Annotated in this window: 13 protein-coding genes; 12 read left to right on the top strand and 1 reads right to left on the bottom strand. The window is 44.9% G+C overall.

Annotation, left to right across the window (positions count from 1 at the left end; genetic code table 11):
* Nucleotides 1–44: 44 nt before the first annotated feature.
* From PAHA3_RS17100 to pstB, 6 genes are all read left to right on the top strand, one after another.
* The gene (locus PAHA3_RS17100) at nt 45–872 is read left to right on the top strand and encodes a sugar phosphate isomerase/epimerase family protein (protein ID WP_062835775.1); all 828 of its coding nucleotides are present in this window, start codon (nt 45–47) and stop codon (nt 870–872) included.
* A 309-nt stretch (nt 873–1,181) separates the two neighbouring features.
* Complete coding sequence (locus PAHA3_RS17095; RefSeq protein ID WP_235599457.1) at nt 1,182–2,576, top strand: stalk domain-containing protein; 1,395 nt, start codon at nt 1,182–1,184, stop codon at nt 2,574–2,576.
* Between the two features lie 73 nt (nt 2,577–2,649).
* On the top strand, nt 2,650–3,513 hold the full coding sequence (locus PAHA3_RS17090; RefSeq protein ID WP_017686974.1) for a phosphate ABC transporter substrate-binding protein: 864 nt from the start codon (nt 2,650–2,652) through the stop codon (nt 3,511–3,513).
* Between the two features lie 105 nt (nt 3,514–3,618).
* On the top strand, nt 3,619–4,587 hold the full coding sequence (gene pstC / locus PAHA3_RS17085; RefSeq protein ID WP_062835774.1) for a phosphate ABC transporter permease subunit PstC: 969 nt from the start codon (nt 3,619–3,621) through the stop codon (nt 4,585–4,587).
* Nucleotides 4,584–5,495, top strand: coding sequence for a phosphate ABC transporter permease PstA (pstA, locus tag PAHA3_RS17080; RefSeq protein WP_062835773.1), 912 nt, complete (start codon nt 4,584–4,586; stop codon nt 5,493–5,495). The genes pstC and pstA overlap by 4 nt, the downstream gene beginning before the upstream one ends.
* Before the next feature lie 97 nt (nt 5,496–5,592).
* The gene (gene pstB, locus PAHA3_RS17075) at nt 5,593–6,348 is read left to right on the top strand and encodes a phosphate ABC transporter ATP-binding protein PstB (protein ID WP_062835772.1); all 756 of its coding nucleotides are present in this window, start codon (nt 5,593–5,595) and stop codon (nt 6,346–6,348) included.
* 7 nt (nt 6,349–6,355) lie between these two features.
* Here the strand turns inward: pstB and PAHA3_RS17070 are convergent, their stop codons facing one another.
* Nucleotides 6,356–6,625: a hypothetical protein gene (locus PAHA3_RS17070; protein WP_062835771.1), complete on the bottom strand. Its 270-nt coding sequence runs from the start codon at nt 6,623–6,625 to the stop codon at nt 6,356–6,358.
* A 696-nt stretch (nt 6,626–7,321) separates the two neighbouring features.
* On the opposite strand from PAHA3_RS17070, the gene PAHA3_RS17065 reads away from it, so the two are divergent.
* The 6 genes from PAHA3_RS17065 (at nt 7,322) to PAHA3_RS29915 (ending at nt 14,774) form a co-directional block, all read left to right on the top strand.
* Nucleotides 7,322–7,951, top strand: coding sequence for a hypothetical protein (locus PAHA3_RS17065; protein WP_062835770.1), 630 nt, complete (start codon nt 7,322–7,324; stop codon nt 7,949–7,951).
* Between the two features lie 18 nt (nt 7,952–7,969).
* Complete coding sequence (locus tag PAHA3_RS17060) at nt 7,970–8,632, top strand: hypothetical protein (protein ID WP_062835769.1); 663 nt, start codon at nt 7,970–7,972, stop codon at nt 8,630–8,632.
* A 136-nt stretch (nt 8,633–8,768) separates the two neighbouring features.
* Nucleotides 8,769–8,942: a MarR family winged helix-turn-helix transcriptional regulator gene (locus tag PAHA3_RS30730; RefSeq protein WP_268801808.1), complete on the top strand. Its 174-nt coding sequence runs from the start codon at nt 8,769–8,771 to the stop codon at nt 8,940–8,942.
* A gap of 185 nt (nt 8,943–9,127) precedes the next feature.
* A complete protein-coding gene (locus PAHA3_RS17055) occupies nt 9,128–9,436 on the top strand; it encodes a hypothetical protein (RefSeq protein ID WP_062835768.1) in 309 nt (102 codons plus the stop codon).
* 12 nt (nt 9,437–9,448) lie between these two features.
* A complete protein-coding gene (locus tag PAHA3_RS17050) occupies nt 9,449–10,594 on the top strand; it encodes a leucine-rich repeat domain-containing protein (protein ID WP_062835767.1) in 1,146 nt (381 codons plus the stop codon).
* A 640-nt stretch (nt 10,595–11,234) separates the two neighbouring features.
* Nucleotides 11,235–14,774, top strand: coding sequence for an S-layer homology domain-containing protein (locus PAHA3_RS29915; protein WP_153028231.1), 3,540 nt, complete (start codon nt 11,235–11,237; stop codon nt 14,772–14,774).
* Nucleotides 14,775–14,854 lie beyond the last annotated feature (80 nt).

Raw genomic sequence — 14,854 nt, 5'->3', positions numbered from 1 at the left:
TAGAACAAGCTGCAATTCCAGACGAGTCACAGGAGGAGATTGGGATGATTAGAGGATTAACGAATGCGGGACTGGGCAACATCGAGTCTGATGAACAATATATCACAGAGGCGGCCAAGCACGGATTTGGATCTGTAGATTTGAATCCGCTCTCATTGATTCAGACGTATGGCAAAGAACGGGCGAAACATCTGCTGGAAAGTAATCAGGTGATCATCGGTTCATCGGGTCTGACGGTAGAGTGGCGGACGACAGATGAGCAGTTTCGTGAGGGATTGCAATCGTTGGTCGCTATGGCAGAAGCTTCTGCTTCGCTGGACTGTTACAGCTGTTGCACGTATATTTTACCCTCAACGGATCAACCGGCAGCGCAATTTATGGCGGCGGCTACGAAACGCTTGAGACTCTGCGCAGATATCTTGGATGCTTACGGGATTAAGTTAGGGCTGGAGTTTGTGGGCTGCCATCACTTGCGGACGCAATGGATGAATCCGTTTATCTGGCGTGTGGAGGATACGCTGGACTGGATCGAGACGATCCATGCGCCTAACGTAGGTTTGTTGGTAGATTCCTATCACTGGCATACGAACGGTCTACCGATGGAAGATCTGTTAAAGCTGAAGAAAGAACAGGTTGTTCATGTGCATATCAATGATGCCTATGATCTGCCTGTGGAGGAATTACTGGATTATGAGCGTTTGTATCCCGGCGAAGGGGTCATTGATCTGGGTGGATTTCTGAGAAATCTGCAGACGATTGGCTACAATGGTGTGGTGGCTCAGGAAGTTTTGGCACCAGCATCGAATCTTGGTACGAATGAACTATTTGCCAAGTCGAAGGCGGGGTTTGATCAGGTGTTCGCCTCAGTATAATGAGTGAGAAAACATATAATGACCGCAAGGGCCCATACATTGTGTATGGGTCATTTTGTTGTGTTTAATCATATGAATGTGTTGATATGAAAACATTGACAATTCGTTAACAAATCCAAGATTTCCCGTTTACAATTCGCTCCTATAATTACAAACGTGATAGGTCATTTTTACTATGAACGTGGAAGTTTGGGGGGATGAGGCGGACAAGCTCTCATATTGATGATACATGCAGAATACCAGACAACAGGGCATGACAAAACAAGGCAAATTATATGGAGAAAAGAAGGGTGACCAAAGCCAATGTCAATGAAAAAGGTGTTAGTAGTGTCCATGGTAGCCACAGTGTTAACAACTTCTGTGGTCAGTGCAGTATCAGCTGCTCCTGCAGTGAAACCTGCAGCTAGTACAGCTCAGGTGCAAAACTCCACGCTTACAATAAACGGAAATAGCGTCGTCGTTCGCTCCATCGTGAAGAATGGTGAGACCCTTGTGTCGCTCCGTGATGTGATCAAGGCTATTGGCGCACAAGCGGAAGTACAACGTGGAACGACGGTGATCAAGCTAAATGGTCACACGGTGACACTCCAGAACAACGCGAAACAACTTCTGGTGGATGGCAACAAAGTGAATTTGAATCAACCGGTTACGATCATTGGGGGTACAAGCTACGTTGCGCTTCGACCATTGGTATCCAGCGTTGGTGGCACAATCGTCAAGAGAAGTGGACTGCTTGAAGTTAGCACGGTAGCATTGCTCGAAGGTGCGGAAAATCCTCGTTTTGCCGGAACAGACAAGCTGATCGTTTCCAAGAGTGATGACAATGGCCGAACCGATTATCTCGTGAATACCACGAGTGGTAAATACGATTTGTTGTTAACAACAGATGGCGGATCGGATCTTATCGTTTCCCCGAGTGGCAATCAAGCGGCGTATACAAATGCGGATGGAGCCGTCTACGTTATCGATCTGAAGACAAAGGCTTCGAAATTGATCACAAACGACACGAGCATCAAACCGGAACTGGTATGGTCTGCGGACGGAAGCGCGATTTATTTCCTGCAAGGAGATAAAGGGTCGGTCATTGCGAGTCTGAATCTGGCTGATGGTGCAATTAAGAAGCTGGTTGAAGATAAGGTGGATTACAAAGAAAACCTGAATGTGTCTGCAGACGGCAAAAAATTCATTTACACGGTAACGACTTTGGGGAAGGTGACCTCTGATGCAACCAATGTAGATGAAGACAACGTGTCTATCGACTTTTCAGCCAATCAACAGCAAATATTTTCGTATAACAACGAAATATCAAAACCTGAAGCGGCGCAGTTAACGACTTCAACGGATGACAAAGTGTTTGTATACTCCGTTGATGGGCAGAAAGCCTACTACGTAAGTGTACCGTCCGAGGACGGCAATGCTTCGCTGCAATCTGTGGATTCATCCCAGGAGGCAACAACGGTGTATGGCGTTCACGATGTAGAGCAAGCGATTCTGTCGGGTGGCGTCTTGTACGTACTGGCTGCGCAAGATGACAGCAATAGCGTTATTATTTCCATTGACACGGTGACAGGAAAACAAACCAAACTGTATACCGTATCTTCCGATGTTTCCTCCATTACCGTTGCCGGATCACAATTGGCTGTAATTGAAAATGGCCGGGTTCTGGTTCAAGCGGGCGGCAGCTGGAGAGCCGTTACGAAGTGAGTTTTTTTGATCCAAGAGTGATAAGCACAAAATCATAATTAACTATTTTATAATTCGAGAGGAGTTTATGAAAATGAAAAAATGGATCAAACCCTTCACGGCAATGCTCATGGCTGTATCGCTAATTGGTGGACTTGGAGGAGCAACGACGGCATCCGCTGCCAAGAGCACAGAGAAAGGTAAAATTGTCATCAACGGTTCCTCGGCATTGCTTCCACTGACTCTTCAGGCTGCAAGTGAATTCAAGAAAGATAATCCAAAAGTCAAAATCTCGGCTTCCGCCGCAGGTTCAATCACAGGTCCTCAATCCGTACGTAAAGGGATTGCCGATATCGGTGCTGTGGACTGGGACGCATCCAAGGATGTACCTGGTTTCAAGAAATTCGATGGAATGGTTGCTAATCCAGTAGCAGTGACAGTATTCACGGCTGTCGTTAACACAAATGTGGGTGTAAGCAGTCTGACTACGAAACAATTGCAGGACATCTTCTCCGGTAAAGTGACCAACTGGAAAGACGTCGGCGGTGCGAATGCCAACATCGTTGTTGTTAACCGTAAGTTTGGTTCCGGTACACGGGTCAACTTCCAGCAAAAAGCGCTCGACGGTAAGGATTTCATGAGCAAAGGTGACAACTACAAAGAAGTTGGCTCCAGCGGTGATATGAAAACCACCATCGAAACGACACCGAATGCGATCGGTTATATTGACCTTCCTTATGTAACTAGCAAAATGAAGGCTGTATCCATCAATGGTGTGGCACCAACAGAGAAAAACGTTCTGAACAAAACCTACAAAGTATGGGGTATCGGATATTACATGACCAAAGGTCAACCTACCGGTGCAACCAAAGCGTTCATTGAGTACATCCAAAGCAGCAAGTTCCAGAACGGTTCCCTGAAAAAGCTGAAATTCATTCCGCTTGCGGCTGTAAAATAACGGAGCATCAAACGTTCGTCATTCTCACATTTCATAAGAAAAGGGATAGCCAGCTTCTGCGCATGGTCGCAAGCTGGCTTCTCTATGTGAAAGGAAGAGCACTTCATGATCGATTTGAATCCATCCACGAACAGCCCCACCCCCAGTGAACTTGGCACGAGCCTTGGTAAGGCCGCTGATTCGGCCACGCGGTTTAACCGTAAGGCGCGACTAAGGTGGTCCAATAACCTGTTTCGCATGGTATGCATCGGCAGTACGATCTTTGTATGTTTGATTCTCTTATGTATCTTGATTCTCATGCTTCGTACGGGCGTTCTCACCTTTGCGGATGTGTCGCTGCGTGAATTCTTTTTCTCCACCAACTGGGACCCGGAAAATGAACACTATGGTGCACTGACCTTTATCCTGGGAACGCTGGCTCTTACGGGTCTCACCATGTTGTTCGCTATTCCAATCTCCGTCATCATTGCTGTGTTTCTGGCCGAAATGACACCCAAATGGCTTCGTCATATTCTACGACCTGTATTGGATCTGCTGGTGGGTATTCCTTCTGTGGTGTACGGTTTCCTGGGACTGACCATCCTCATCCCCTGGCTAAGGGATATTAGCGGACGTGATCTGGCTGACGGATTACTCGCTGCGTCGATTGTATTGACCATTATGGTACTTCCCACGATTAGCCGGATCAGCGATGATGCCATATCTGCTGTGCCGAACAAATACCGTGATGCAGCCTATGCACTCGGTACGAACCGATTCCAGACGGTGACTCGTGTTGTCTTACCTGCTGCAAAAGGTGGGATCATGTACGCCGTCATTCTCGGGATGACTCGTGCGATCGGTGAGACGATGGCGGTGGTGATGGTCATTGGTAATACAGCACAGCTCGCGAATAGTCTATTCACACCAACAGCTGTACTGACCAGTAATATCGTCATGCAAATCTCTAGCGTCGAATTCGATTCCACCTGGAATCATGGTCTGTACATGATGGGCTTTATCCTTCTCGCGATTTCGATCCTGATGATCGTTATCGTAAGATTGCTTCAGAAGAGAGGGGACCGAAACGTATGAGTGTGAAGAAGCAGGCGAATGCTGTCGCCCCATCTTATTCTTTTGGCAAACGGAGAAGTTCATCGATGGTGATGGATCGCCTCTTTACTGGCATGGTATGGGGCGTTGGCATTGTCGTCATTTTATTTATTGTTGGACTGTTATTTCTGCTACTGAACAAAGGATTGCCACTGCTCAGCTGGGATTTCCTATACGGTGTTCCGAGTGAGATTGAAGAAGGAGGAGGGATCGGCCCGGCGCTGTTCAACTCGTTCTATGTGTTGATTCTGTCCCTGCTCATCTCTATCCCTATTGGTATGGCGGCAGGTATATATCTGGCAGAGTTCGCACCTAACAATAAGCTGATCGAGACCGTTCGTATTTGCGTGGAGGGATTGTCATCTGTTCCATCCATTATCTTCGGATTGTTCGGTATTGCCTTGTTTGTGGAGTTTTTCGAAATTGGTCTTACCATTCTGGGCGCAGCCGTCAGTCTGGCTTTCCTGAACCTGCCTGTGCTTACCAGGGTAACGGAGGAATCCGTCAGGACAGTTCCGGTGGAACTTCGCAATGGATCATTCGCGCTGGGTTCAACGCATCTCCAGACGATCCGTCAAGTGTTGTTTCCGGTCGCTATCAACGGGATCATGACAGGCATCTGCCTGACGGCAGGCCGGGCATTCGGTGAGAGTGCTGTCATTATTCTGACCGCTGGGGTGTCTACCTCCGGGGAGATGTGGGACTTTAATTTGCTATCGCCGGGAGGAACCCTTGCCGTACATCTCTGGTACATTCAATCGGAAGCCATTGTACCGGATGCCGAGGAAATTGCGCAGAAAACCACAGCGGTGCTGATCTTTGTGGCGTTGCTCATTAATGTTCTGTTTCGTGTACCCTTGTGGCTGAATGCACGTAAAAATCAAGCTTGATGAAAAGAGAATGGCGCTAATCGGTATCCTATGGAACAACGCCAACTGTTTAAGCTAAATCTGCAAATCATTCCATTTCAACCCGGGAGGGCGCCTTGTGCAACCTATTATTGAGATCAACAAATTGAATTTGTATTATGGTCAGTTTCAAGCGCTGAAGGATGTTTCCATTGAAATTCCTGAGCGGGCAATCACTGCTTTTATCGGACCATCGGGTTGTGGCAAATCGACCCTGCTGCGTACGCTGAACCGGATGAATGACCGGATACCCGGCACACGGATTGAAGGTAAAGTTGCCGTAGGGGGAACCGACATCTACAGTGGTGAAGTTCATGTCGAGACCCTTCGCAAGAAGATTGGCATGGTCTTTCAGCAACCGAACCCTTTTCCAAAATCCATCTATGACAATGTGGCCTTCGGTCCCAAACAGCACGGTATCCATGGCAAGAAAAAGCTGGATGAGATTGTGGAGCAGAGCCTGCGTTCCGCAGTCTTGTGGGATGAGGTAAAAGACAATCTGAAGCGCTCTGCGCTAAGCCTGTCCGGAGGTCAGCAACAACGCCTCTGCATCGCACGAGCACTGGCAGTGGAGCCCGATATTCTGCTGATGGATGAGGCAACGGCTTCGCTTGATCCCGTCTCCACCTTCAAGATTGAGGAGCTAACGCATGAATTGAAGGAGCGTTATACCATCGTGATGGTGACGCATAACATGCAGCAAGCGGCTCGCGTATCCCAGCAGACGGTGTTCTTCCTGAACGGCGAAGTCGTGGAGTATTCCGCTACCCAAAGCATGTTCGCTGAGCCAGTAGATGTGCGTACGCAGGATTATATTAGCGGTAGATTTGGTTGATTGTTTATTAGCTGAGAAATGTGGAAAGTCTTTCAGATATGATCTGAAAGACTTTTTTTCTGTTTTCGATTCTTCCAGCAGACCACGTTGTTCCATTAATTGTGTCATAACCAACCAAAAGTCTGTTTTGCATAACCTCATCTCCGTCAGGATGTTTAGGAACAATAGATGCTCCATTTCCCACATTGAAATATCCTCTCGAGACCTCGTCATTTTCGGTTCCACACCCAACAGAGTTATGATTTCCGAACCCTGGCGTGGGACCGTAGAGTGGCATCCCTTAGCGTTCCTCTTTATCTACTAATTTAGTAAGTGACATAAAATTTGTTAAGATGGTGTTTTTTTTAATGCATATTACGATTCTTCTGTCGCTATCTATCATAATCAAATTGAAGCTTATAATATGTCTTTCTCTGAAAAGATTTCAAATGAAACTCACGGAGTCGGTCATACTTTATCACAAGCGCACCCAGTTACGTCTCAGAACTCTGTAATCACACAAGGTATTCAATCTATTGGAGTCCAAGCTTGGGACAAAGGATGTTTTAATGTAAAAATTTCCAAATTAAAAAAATAGTAATTTTGTGATATTAGTTTATGGAGACAAAACTAAATATTGTCAGTAGGTTTATTAAGTATCCACGCTTATAAGGATCAATATCTGGAAGTAAACAAACTACTGATCATGACGATTTTATTATTGTTCGAACACTAAAAGGAATTTTTGTTTGAATTGTAATTTTATGAGTTATATTTATATAGGTTCTGATTGAAAAGAACCTCCCTTTCTTCCTGTACACTGTAGAGTAAAAAAATTCAGAAAGGGGTTAGATGTTACGAATTTTTGGAAATTGGAAACATTTCTCATGCTTGGATCGTCTAGGTCATTGAAAAGCGAAATACTCCTATGCTGTTACAGGGTCAATACAAAGAAGGGAGAAAGAATTATTGAAAAATTGGAGGTAAATTTTGAATGAAAATTAAAAAAATTAAATCATGGTTTCATAAACCGATGCTTTTAACTATCCCTTTCATGCTTTTATTTCCAACAGTTACAAACGCTCAATTGACAAATGGTGATGCGTTTTATGCTAGTAATGGTTTTTCTAGTACAACAATTGCAGCAATCCCTTGGTACAATGACTCTTCCATTGGAGGATTGGGATACACTACTCATCTAAGTGACGCCCGCGCTTCATGGGATGCCGTTAATACTGCTAATATTGGATGGAGTAGTCAAAGTTCTGCTAGTGCAGCAACACTTAGGTTTTATGCTGTAAACGATGCAAACTTGGGTTATTACGGAATTTTTAAGCTTTACAATTCTTCAGGAACAGAAATTAGTTCACAGCTTGAAACCCCTGGCGTAAGCTGGTATAAAGCAAATATTGTAATTGCTAATGCTAACGTTAATTCTTCGAATGCTAGTATCAAAAAACTAACTAGAGCAGAGACACAAGACATGATTCTGCACGAAATTGGTCATGCCATTAGTTTGAGACATCAGCCTGATACTGCGACTTCAGTTATGAGAAAAAACGATCTTACTATTTATGGAGCACCTACAACACTCGACAAAAATAATGTAGGATGGAAATACTAATTTAAGGAGGGTTACACAATGAAATTACGCATAGCTATAATTCCCGTCTTAGCAGTTGCCATGGGAGTTGTGATATACGCGGGCAGCACTACTCTAGGTCAGGAAAAAATCTCATCTGAATCTAAGGCTACGGCTGTCCAACCAGTCAATAAAACAATTCAACCAAAAGAGTACAAGATCGCTACCAATGAAGCCAAATTGATCTATTATAAGGATTTCAATTTACTTGATTCAGGCACAGAAATTGTTGTTATTGGGCATGTAGTTAACGACAATGGATTATATGATGTGAAGACGGATGACGGGGTGGTAATAGACCAATTAAGCCAAACTTCCATTAAAATTGATGAAGTTCTAAAGGGAGAAATACCAACAGATAATCCAGTTACAGTTATGGAATCTGCTGTGATTAAAGATGATGTGTTGGTTACATTGGAAGGTTACGTGAAAATGAATGATCAGGATCAGTATCTTTTGTTTTTAAGAAAAACTGGCGATAACACTTATGCAATCAATGGTACTTTCCAAGGGAAATTTAATATAGAGCAAACAAAACCAGAAGAACCATTTCAAGGTTTTACTATTAACGAAGAGCAATTAGATAAGGTTGAATATATTGGCGATGATCTCGAACATTTCAATACTCTGAAAGAAGAAGCACTAAATAAGTATGTAAAGTAAGTAGCAATTATATAAACTTAAAGAAGCCATATCTCTTTAGTTGAGAACGGCTTCTTTATTTGGTTTTACTTAGTCCGTAATCTGCCAAGTGTTTTGGTGCAACCCTGCAACCTACTACTTTTCACCTGTCCGCTAGTTGTACTCCTATGGTCCAACAAGTCCCCCGGCTTTGGCAGATGCAACTGAGATGGACCATAGCTCGGTCAGCCAATTAATCAAACAACTCAAAAATTCGGGATATGTAAGTAAAAAGCCAGACCCCGAAGATCGTCGCGGGGTGTTGCTGTTTCTTACAGAACTTGGTCAATAATCTCGACGATAGGTGCGTTTAAGGAGAAGGAGTCAGCTTTTTAAGAAACTGGATCGTTTCATCGCCATGCATGCATCGGCAGTTAATAGATTAGAAGTGTTGTAAGTAAAGTGTTAAAGCTACGGATTAAACGAAAGGTGACCGATATAAGAGGATGGGACTACTAGTATATACTTTCGGAGTGGATGATTATTAAAATTTGGATGCTTGTTCCAGCAGAAAAATCTATGCGTATTGAACTGGAGTCGTTTGAGCGAGAAGATGAACGAATGGATGCTTATTTTAAGGGGAATAGCGAGCATTGGGGGCCACCGGTATTCGTGACTAAACGAAAAGGTAACAAGAGTGATTGTATTAAATATACTATTACTTTTTTAGTGTTTTCGAAAAAAGCAAAAGAAGTGTTGACTCCTTTGATCGGAAAGGACGTCGAGTTCCTGCCTCTGATTCATGAGGAGCACGACATGTTCGCTGTAAAGGTGAATCGGATGTAGAATTTCATCGATATGACCAATCCAGTTAAACGAAGAATGGGTTATGGTTTTTTCTCGGAATACATACACATCCTACCAGAGAGAATTGAAGTGGATGCGCATTTGTTCTGTTTACCCCAACACCACCATTTAAGATTTTTTGCGACAGACACATTTAAAAAAGTGGTGGAAGAGCATAAGTTGAAGACCTTTCAATTCATTGAGGTATGGGATACGGAAAACACAGAGGAGATGAGAAAAGAACGTCTGAAAACATATGATCAATACTATGATGCTCTTGCGGACCGACAGCAGGTTCCATATGAAAGCGCAAGAAGCATGGTCGCATTAGGAAATGTTTTTCGTCATGATAATCACATATTACTTCAGGAAGATGACCAATTTCTGTTTGGGAAAATACTTGATAACGAAACTATTCAATGGATAAGGCCCACTTATATCCCACCCATATATTTTGAATGGCAATGGTACATGTATGAGTATTCTGAATGTGAGAGTGCTAGACAAGAGTATTTCGCAGAGGTATCCCACAGAGTAAACGGGCTAAAAGGAACGAAAGTTCTCTTCAAGGATGAAATTCTGGAACGCAGTATTCGGGTAGAGCTTCAAGTTTTCAAGGAGAATCTGACGGATATTAATCTTCTTCAATTAAGAAATATATTTCGTTATCATGAAAAAGGAAACGTTTACTATCTGGACGGAATCCAGTATGCCAAAAATCTGAAAAGCTTTAGCATTCGTGATACTCCTGATTTTGATCTAGACGAGCTGAGGTACCTTCCAGAGAATGTAGAAACATTATGTATCAACGATAATGGATTGACTAGCATTGCAAAATTAAATGGACTACATCATCTAACAAGATTTGATTCCATTCACATAGAAAATAACAAACTGGTTGATTTATCTCCGTTAATAAACTTCCCACAGTTACAGTGGATCAGGGCAAATCATAACCAGATCGAAGATATTCTTCCTCTTAATCAACTCAGGGAGTTGAAAACGCTTATATTGAACTGTAACCCAATTAGGAATATTCAGTTGTTGGAGCTGCCGGAGCTTCGCAGTTTAATAGTGGAAGGGGTACATACAGAGGATTGGAGCTTTCTGATGAAACAGTTCCCAAAACTGGAGAACGTAAGGATCTCTGAGAACTGAATGCCGGAAGCTTCACGTAAGACTATGAGAGCCGTTATCAAAAGCAAGCGATTCGAGGTGGATTGGATTCTGCCCTACGGAGGCAGTAGGACATATAATAAGTTAAGACGATAAGAGCAATCTAGCATGTCCTTATACCCTACATTTCACAAACAACTCACCCCCAGTTCACAATAGTAAAGATGTAAATGCTGATACAAAATCCCGCTCAACCCCAAGTACCTGCGGCTTCAGGGCATATCATGCCTATGATTCGTGGGTGCTTTATTACTATCCTCAACGTACACGTCACTCTGATCTTTTTACAAAACCCACTATTTACTCCGCTTCATCATTTCTCCTATGCCAGTTCTCCTCCTAATGATCCACAGCAGTGGTGGAACTTTCCTGAATCGTGAACAATCTCTGAATTTTGTATCACCTCCTAATTGCTGCGTTTTCCCTAGATTCACTCCCTCAATATGGAGCAGTATAGAGTATAACTTCGTTAGGATAAGTTAGAAAAACCTTTAAGGGAATATAAAAGAATGCAGGTATATGTAAAATTTTAAATACATGCTTCCAAGCCGTTGACCCTGCCCCCAAAAGTCTCTTATATTTACTCCCGACACAACAACTCAGAACGGGTGGTGGGATGATTTTGTTCAATAATAAAGGCAAGAAAATGCTCGCTATGCTTACACTTATACCCTTGGCTACAGGGTTGGTCATGGGTGCTTTTCCTACGGCTGTATCGTATGCAGATGCGGGGGATAACACATCGATCAACAGCTCGGTAACAGGTTCTTGGCAAACGGGAGATTTGCATGTACATACGTTTGAGTCTGATGATGCACAGGTTTCACTGGAGGACGTACTCGATGCAGGTTTAACCAAATATGGACTGGATTGGATCGCGCTTACGGATCATTTGCGGTTATCCAAGCGAGATCACAATGGCGTAGACATTCCAAATGGGTCAATCCCCATGTCCCAAGGAATGAATGAATATCAGGTACCACAGATCAAGGCCCTTCAGGATGCAGGCAAATACGCAGGTAAAACAATCTTCTCCGGTTTCGAATGGGACATGCCTACACATGAACACGTTGGGGTGGGGATTCTTACGGATGAGCCGAACTCAACCGAAGCGCTTAACGCTGCCAAGGAATTCGAGTACCGCTTCACGAATCGCGCAGCGAATCTGTTTAATGCAGCTGACGTAGCGAAATGGGATCAAAACGGAGAGCGTGCGTACACGTCTCATCAGGATGCGTTGGCTGCCATCAACTGGCTTGCAACGAACTATCCAATGACAAGTTATGCGATGATCAACCATCCTTCACGCGGCAAAAACAAATATACCATCGCCGACTTCCGTGAGTTCAACGATCTGGCTCCACAAGTGGTATTTGGTATCGAAGGCATGCTGGGTAACCAGATGGAACCGGATCGTGGAGGGTACAACACAAGTTACAATGTAGCTAATCCAACCGCAGATGATGGATACAAGTACCGTACATACGGCGGTGTAGACTATATGGTCGCCAAAGTGGGCGGTCTGTGGGATGCATTGCTGGGAGAAGGACGTCTTTTCTGGAACTATGGCAATTCGGACTATCATTTCAAGACGATTGGCACGAATTCCAGTGGTTATTTTCCGGGCGAATATGCCAAGACCTATTCGTGGGTTGAGGGTACAGGCATGCAGGCAGTACTGGATGGACTACGTTCGGGGAAATCATTTTCCGTATTCGGTGATCTGATCAACGCACTGGACTTCACGGCTTCCGGAGCGGGTGCTCAGGTTGAGATGGGTGGAGACCTTAATGTGACCCAAGGCGATGAAGTAGAGCTGAAGATCCGCTTCAAGAGTCCAACGACGAGCAATAACTATGAAAAACCAATTAACAGCGGCACGTCCGCTGGACAAGTACCCGTGGTGGATCATGTCGATCTCATCGCTGGGGATGTGACAGCCAAGGCCCAGAAGGGTACAGCCGCATATAACAAAGACACCAACGACTCTACCAAAGTACTGGCTACCTTCACATCCAACGATTGGACAACAGATGCCGAAGGTTATAATGTCATCACGTACAAGATCAAAGCTACAGACCAGGACAAGTATTTCCGCCTGCGCGGTACGAATCTGGGTATGAATGTGATAGGTGAGACTGTAAATGGTGAACCACAGCTTGATCCGAAAAATACAACAGCGGATGCAACGACCCGCTTTAATCAAATTAACGATAGCAACTATCGCGATCTGTGGTTCTACTCCAACCCAATCTTCGTGAGTGCTACACCGTACAGTGACGCACAGGCGGTAACCGATACAATTCAAGCAATCGATCTGGGCGATCTGAACGCGGTCCATTCCGATCTTACCCTTCCTGCTGAAGGGAAACACGGGGCTACCATTAGCTGGTCCAGCTCCAAGCCGGAACTAATGAATAACGAGGGCAAGCTGCTAATGCAACCGGACAATAATGAGCGACTGGAACTGACGGCAACCGTGCAACGTGGCACGGAATCTCAACCCAAAACGTTCACTGTCATTGTGGAAGGCAAGAATAATCAGGCGCTGGTGTTAAAAAGCAACATGACAACCGCTGACGGCCAGCCGTATCACACGGATACATGGACGAATCAGTCCGTAACCGTTAGTGTAACCAGCGCAGTATACGCACCTGCTACTTCCGCGATCATCGAGTTGTCCCGTGATGGAGGGCAGACGTACGAACCATATACAGAGAATACACTTATGGAGGTAACAGAGCCGGGAGAGCACAACCTTTTATTCCGAGCAACAGACAATCTGGAACAAACGTATACTTTACCTCTGGTCATTAAAATAGACCGTGAGATTCCCGTCATCACCCTGCAAGGTAGCAGCCAGATGACGCTGAATGTGGGAGACACATATAACGAGCCTGGAGCACAGGCTTCTGATAATGTCGGCATCCGTGGTTCCGTGCAGGTGGATGGCACGGTGAACACACAAGCGGCAGGAATCTACACCCTTCGGTATAACGTGAAGGATATCGCTGGTAATGCGGCACAGGAAGTTATCCGTACCGTGACTGTACAAAGCCGCTCAGGCAATGGTGGCGGGGGTTCAGGTGGAGGTAATGGAGGCAACTCTGGTGGGAATTCTGGAGGAAGTACACCAAGTGTACCAACAACGCCTACGGTTCCAACCACACCAACGAATCCGGAAACGGGGTCAGATTCATCCACTGAAGTGAAGGTTGAGGTGGAAGCGAATCAGCCTGTCCAAACGGGTTTGAAAGACATCGTGCAATTCAATGTTCCATCGGGAGCCATCGGTTCCAAGGATACGCTGCAAGTGTCTGTGGTTACCAAGGACAAGTTGCAGAATACAGCTTCCCTGAATGTACTTGGACAAGCTGTACAGATCAGCCGCAGTGGCGGAAGAACGTTGAATGATCAGGCGGCATTGAGCCTGAATGTGGATTCGGAAGCTCTGCCGAGTGGTACCCAACCTGCAATCTACTACTATAATGAAGCTCGTCAGAGCTGGGTATTTATCGGTGGCAAGACGAATGCAGCAGGAAGCATAACAGCTAATGTTAATCATCTGGGTACATTTGTTGTGTCCAGTTACACACCGGTGAATCTGTCTGACCTGAATGGACACTGGGCTTCTGACTACGCAGATCGCTTGTTGGGCATGAACGTGATTCAAGGTTACACTGATGGAACATTCCAACCATCCAAGAAGATCACAAGGGCAGAGTTTGTTACGTTGCTCAGTAAGGCGCTGGCATTGAAGTCTGTGGAGTCCGATCTGACATTTGCAGATCAAGGCAGTCTGCCAGACTGGGCAAAAGGTGATATTGCCGCAGCCGTGCAAGCTGGAATCGTGAACGGCTATGGTGATAATACATTTAAGCCCGATCGGACGATTACGCGTGCCGAGATGGCTGTGATGATGGCGAATGCTCTGGAAATAAGTTCAGATGCACAAGCCGGAATGTCTGTTAATACCTCCGTTAAACCAAGTTTCACCGATGCATCGCAGACGCCATCTTGGGCACAAGAAGCACTGGATGCAGCGGTGCAAGCCAAGATTGTGAGCGGATATACGGACCATACGGTTCGTGCAGGAAGTGAAACGACTCGAGCGGAAGCTGCAACGATGATCTATAACTTGTTGTTGGCCATGTACGTGTAAGAAGTAACAAAGAGAATTAACCGTATTTACAGCAGATATAATGTAGATAAAAAACTGATATCCTTTTGGGGTATCAGTTT

Origin of the sequence: Paenibacillus amylolyticus (assembly GCF_001570725.1) — a bacterium.
Classification (GTDB): Bacteria; Bacillota; Bacilli; order Paenibacillales; family Paenibacillaceae; genus Paenibacillus; species Paenibacillus amylolyticus_A.
Note: the sequence above shows the minus strand (reverse complement) of the source record. Positions and strands in the feature narration are given on the sequence as shown.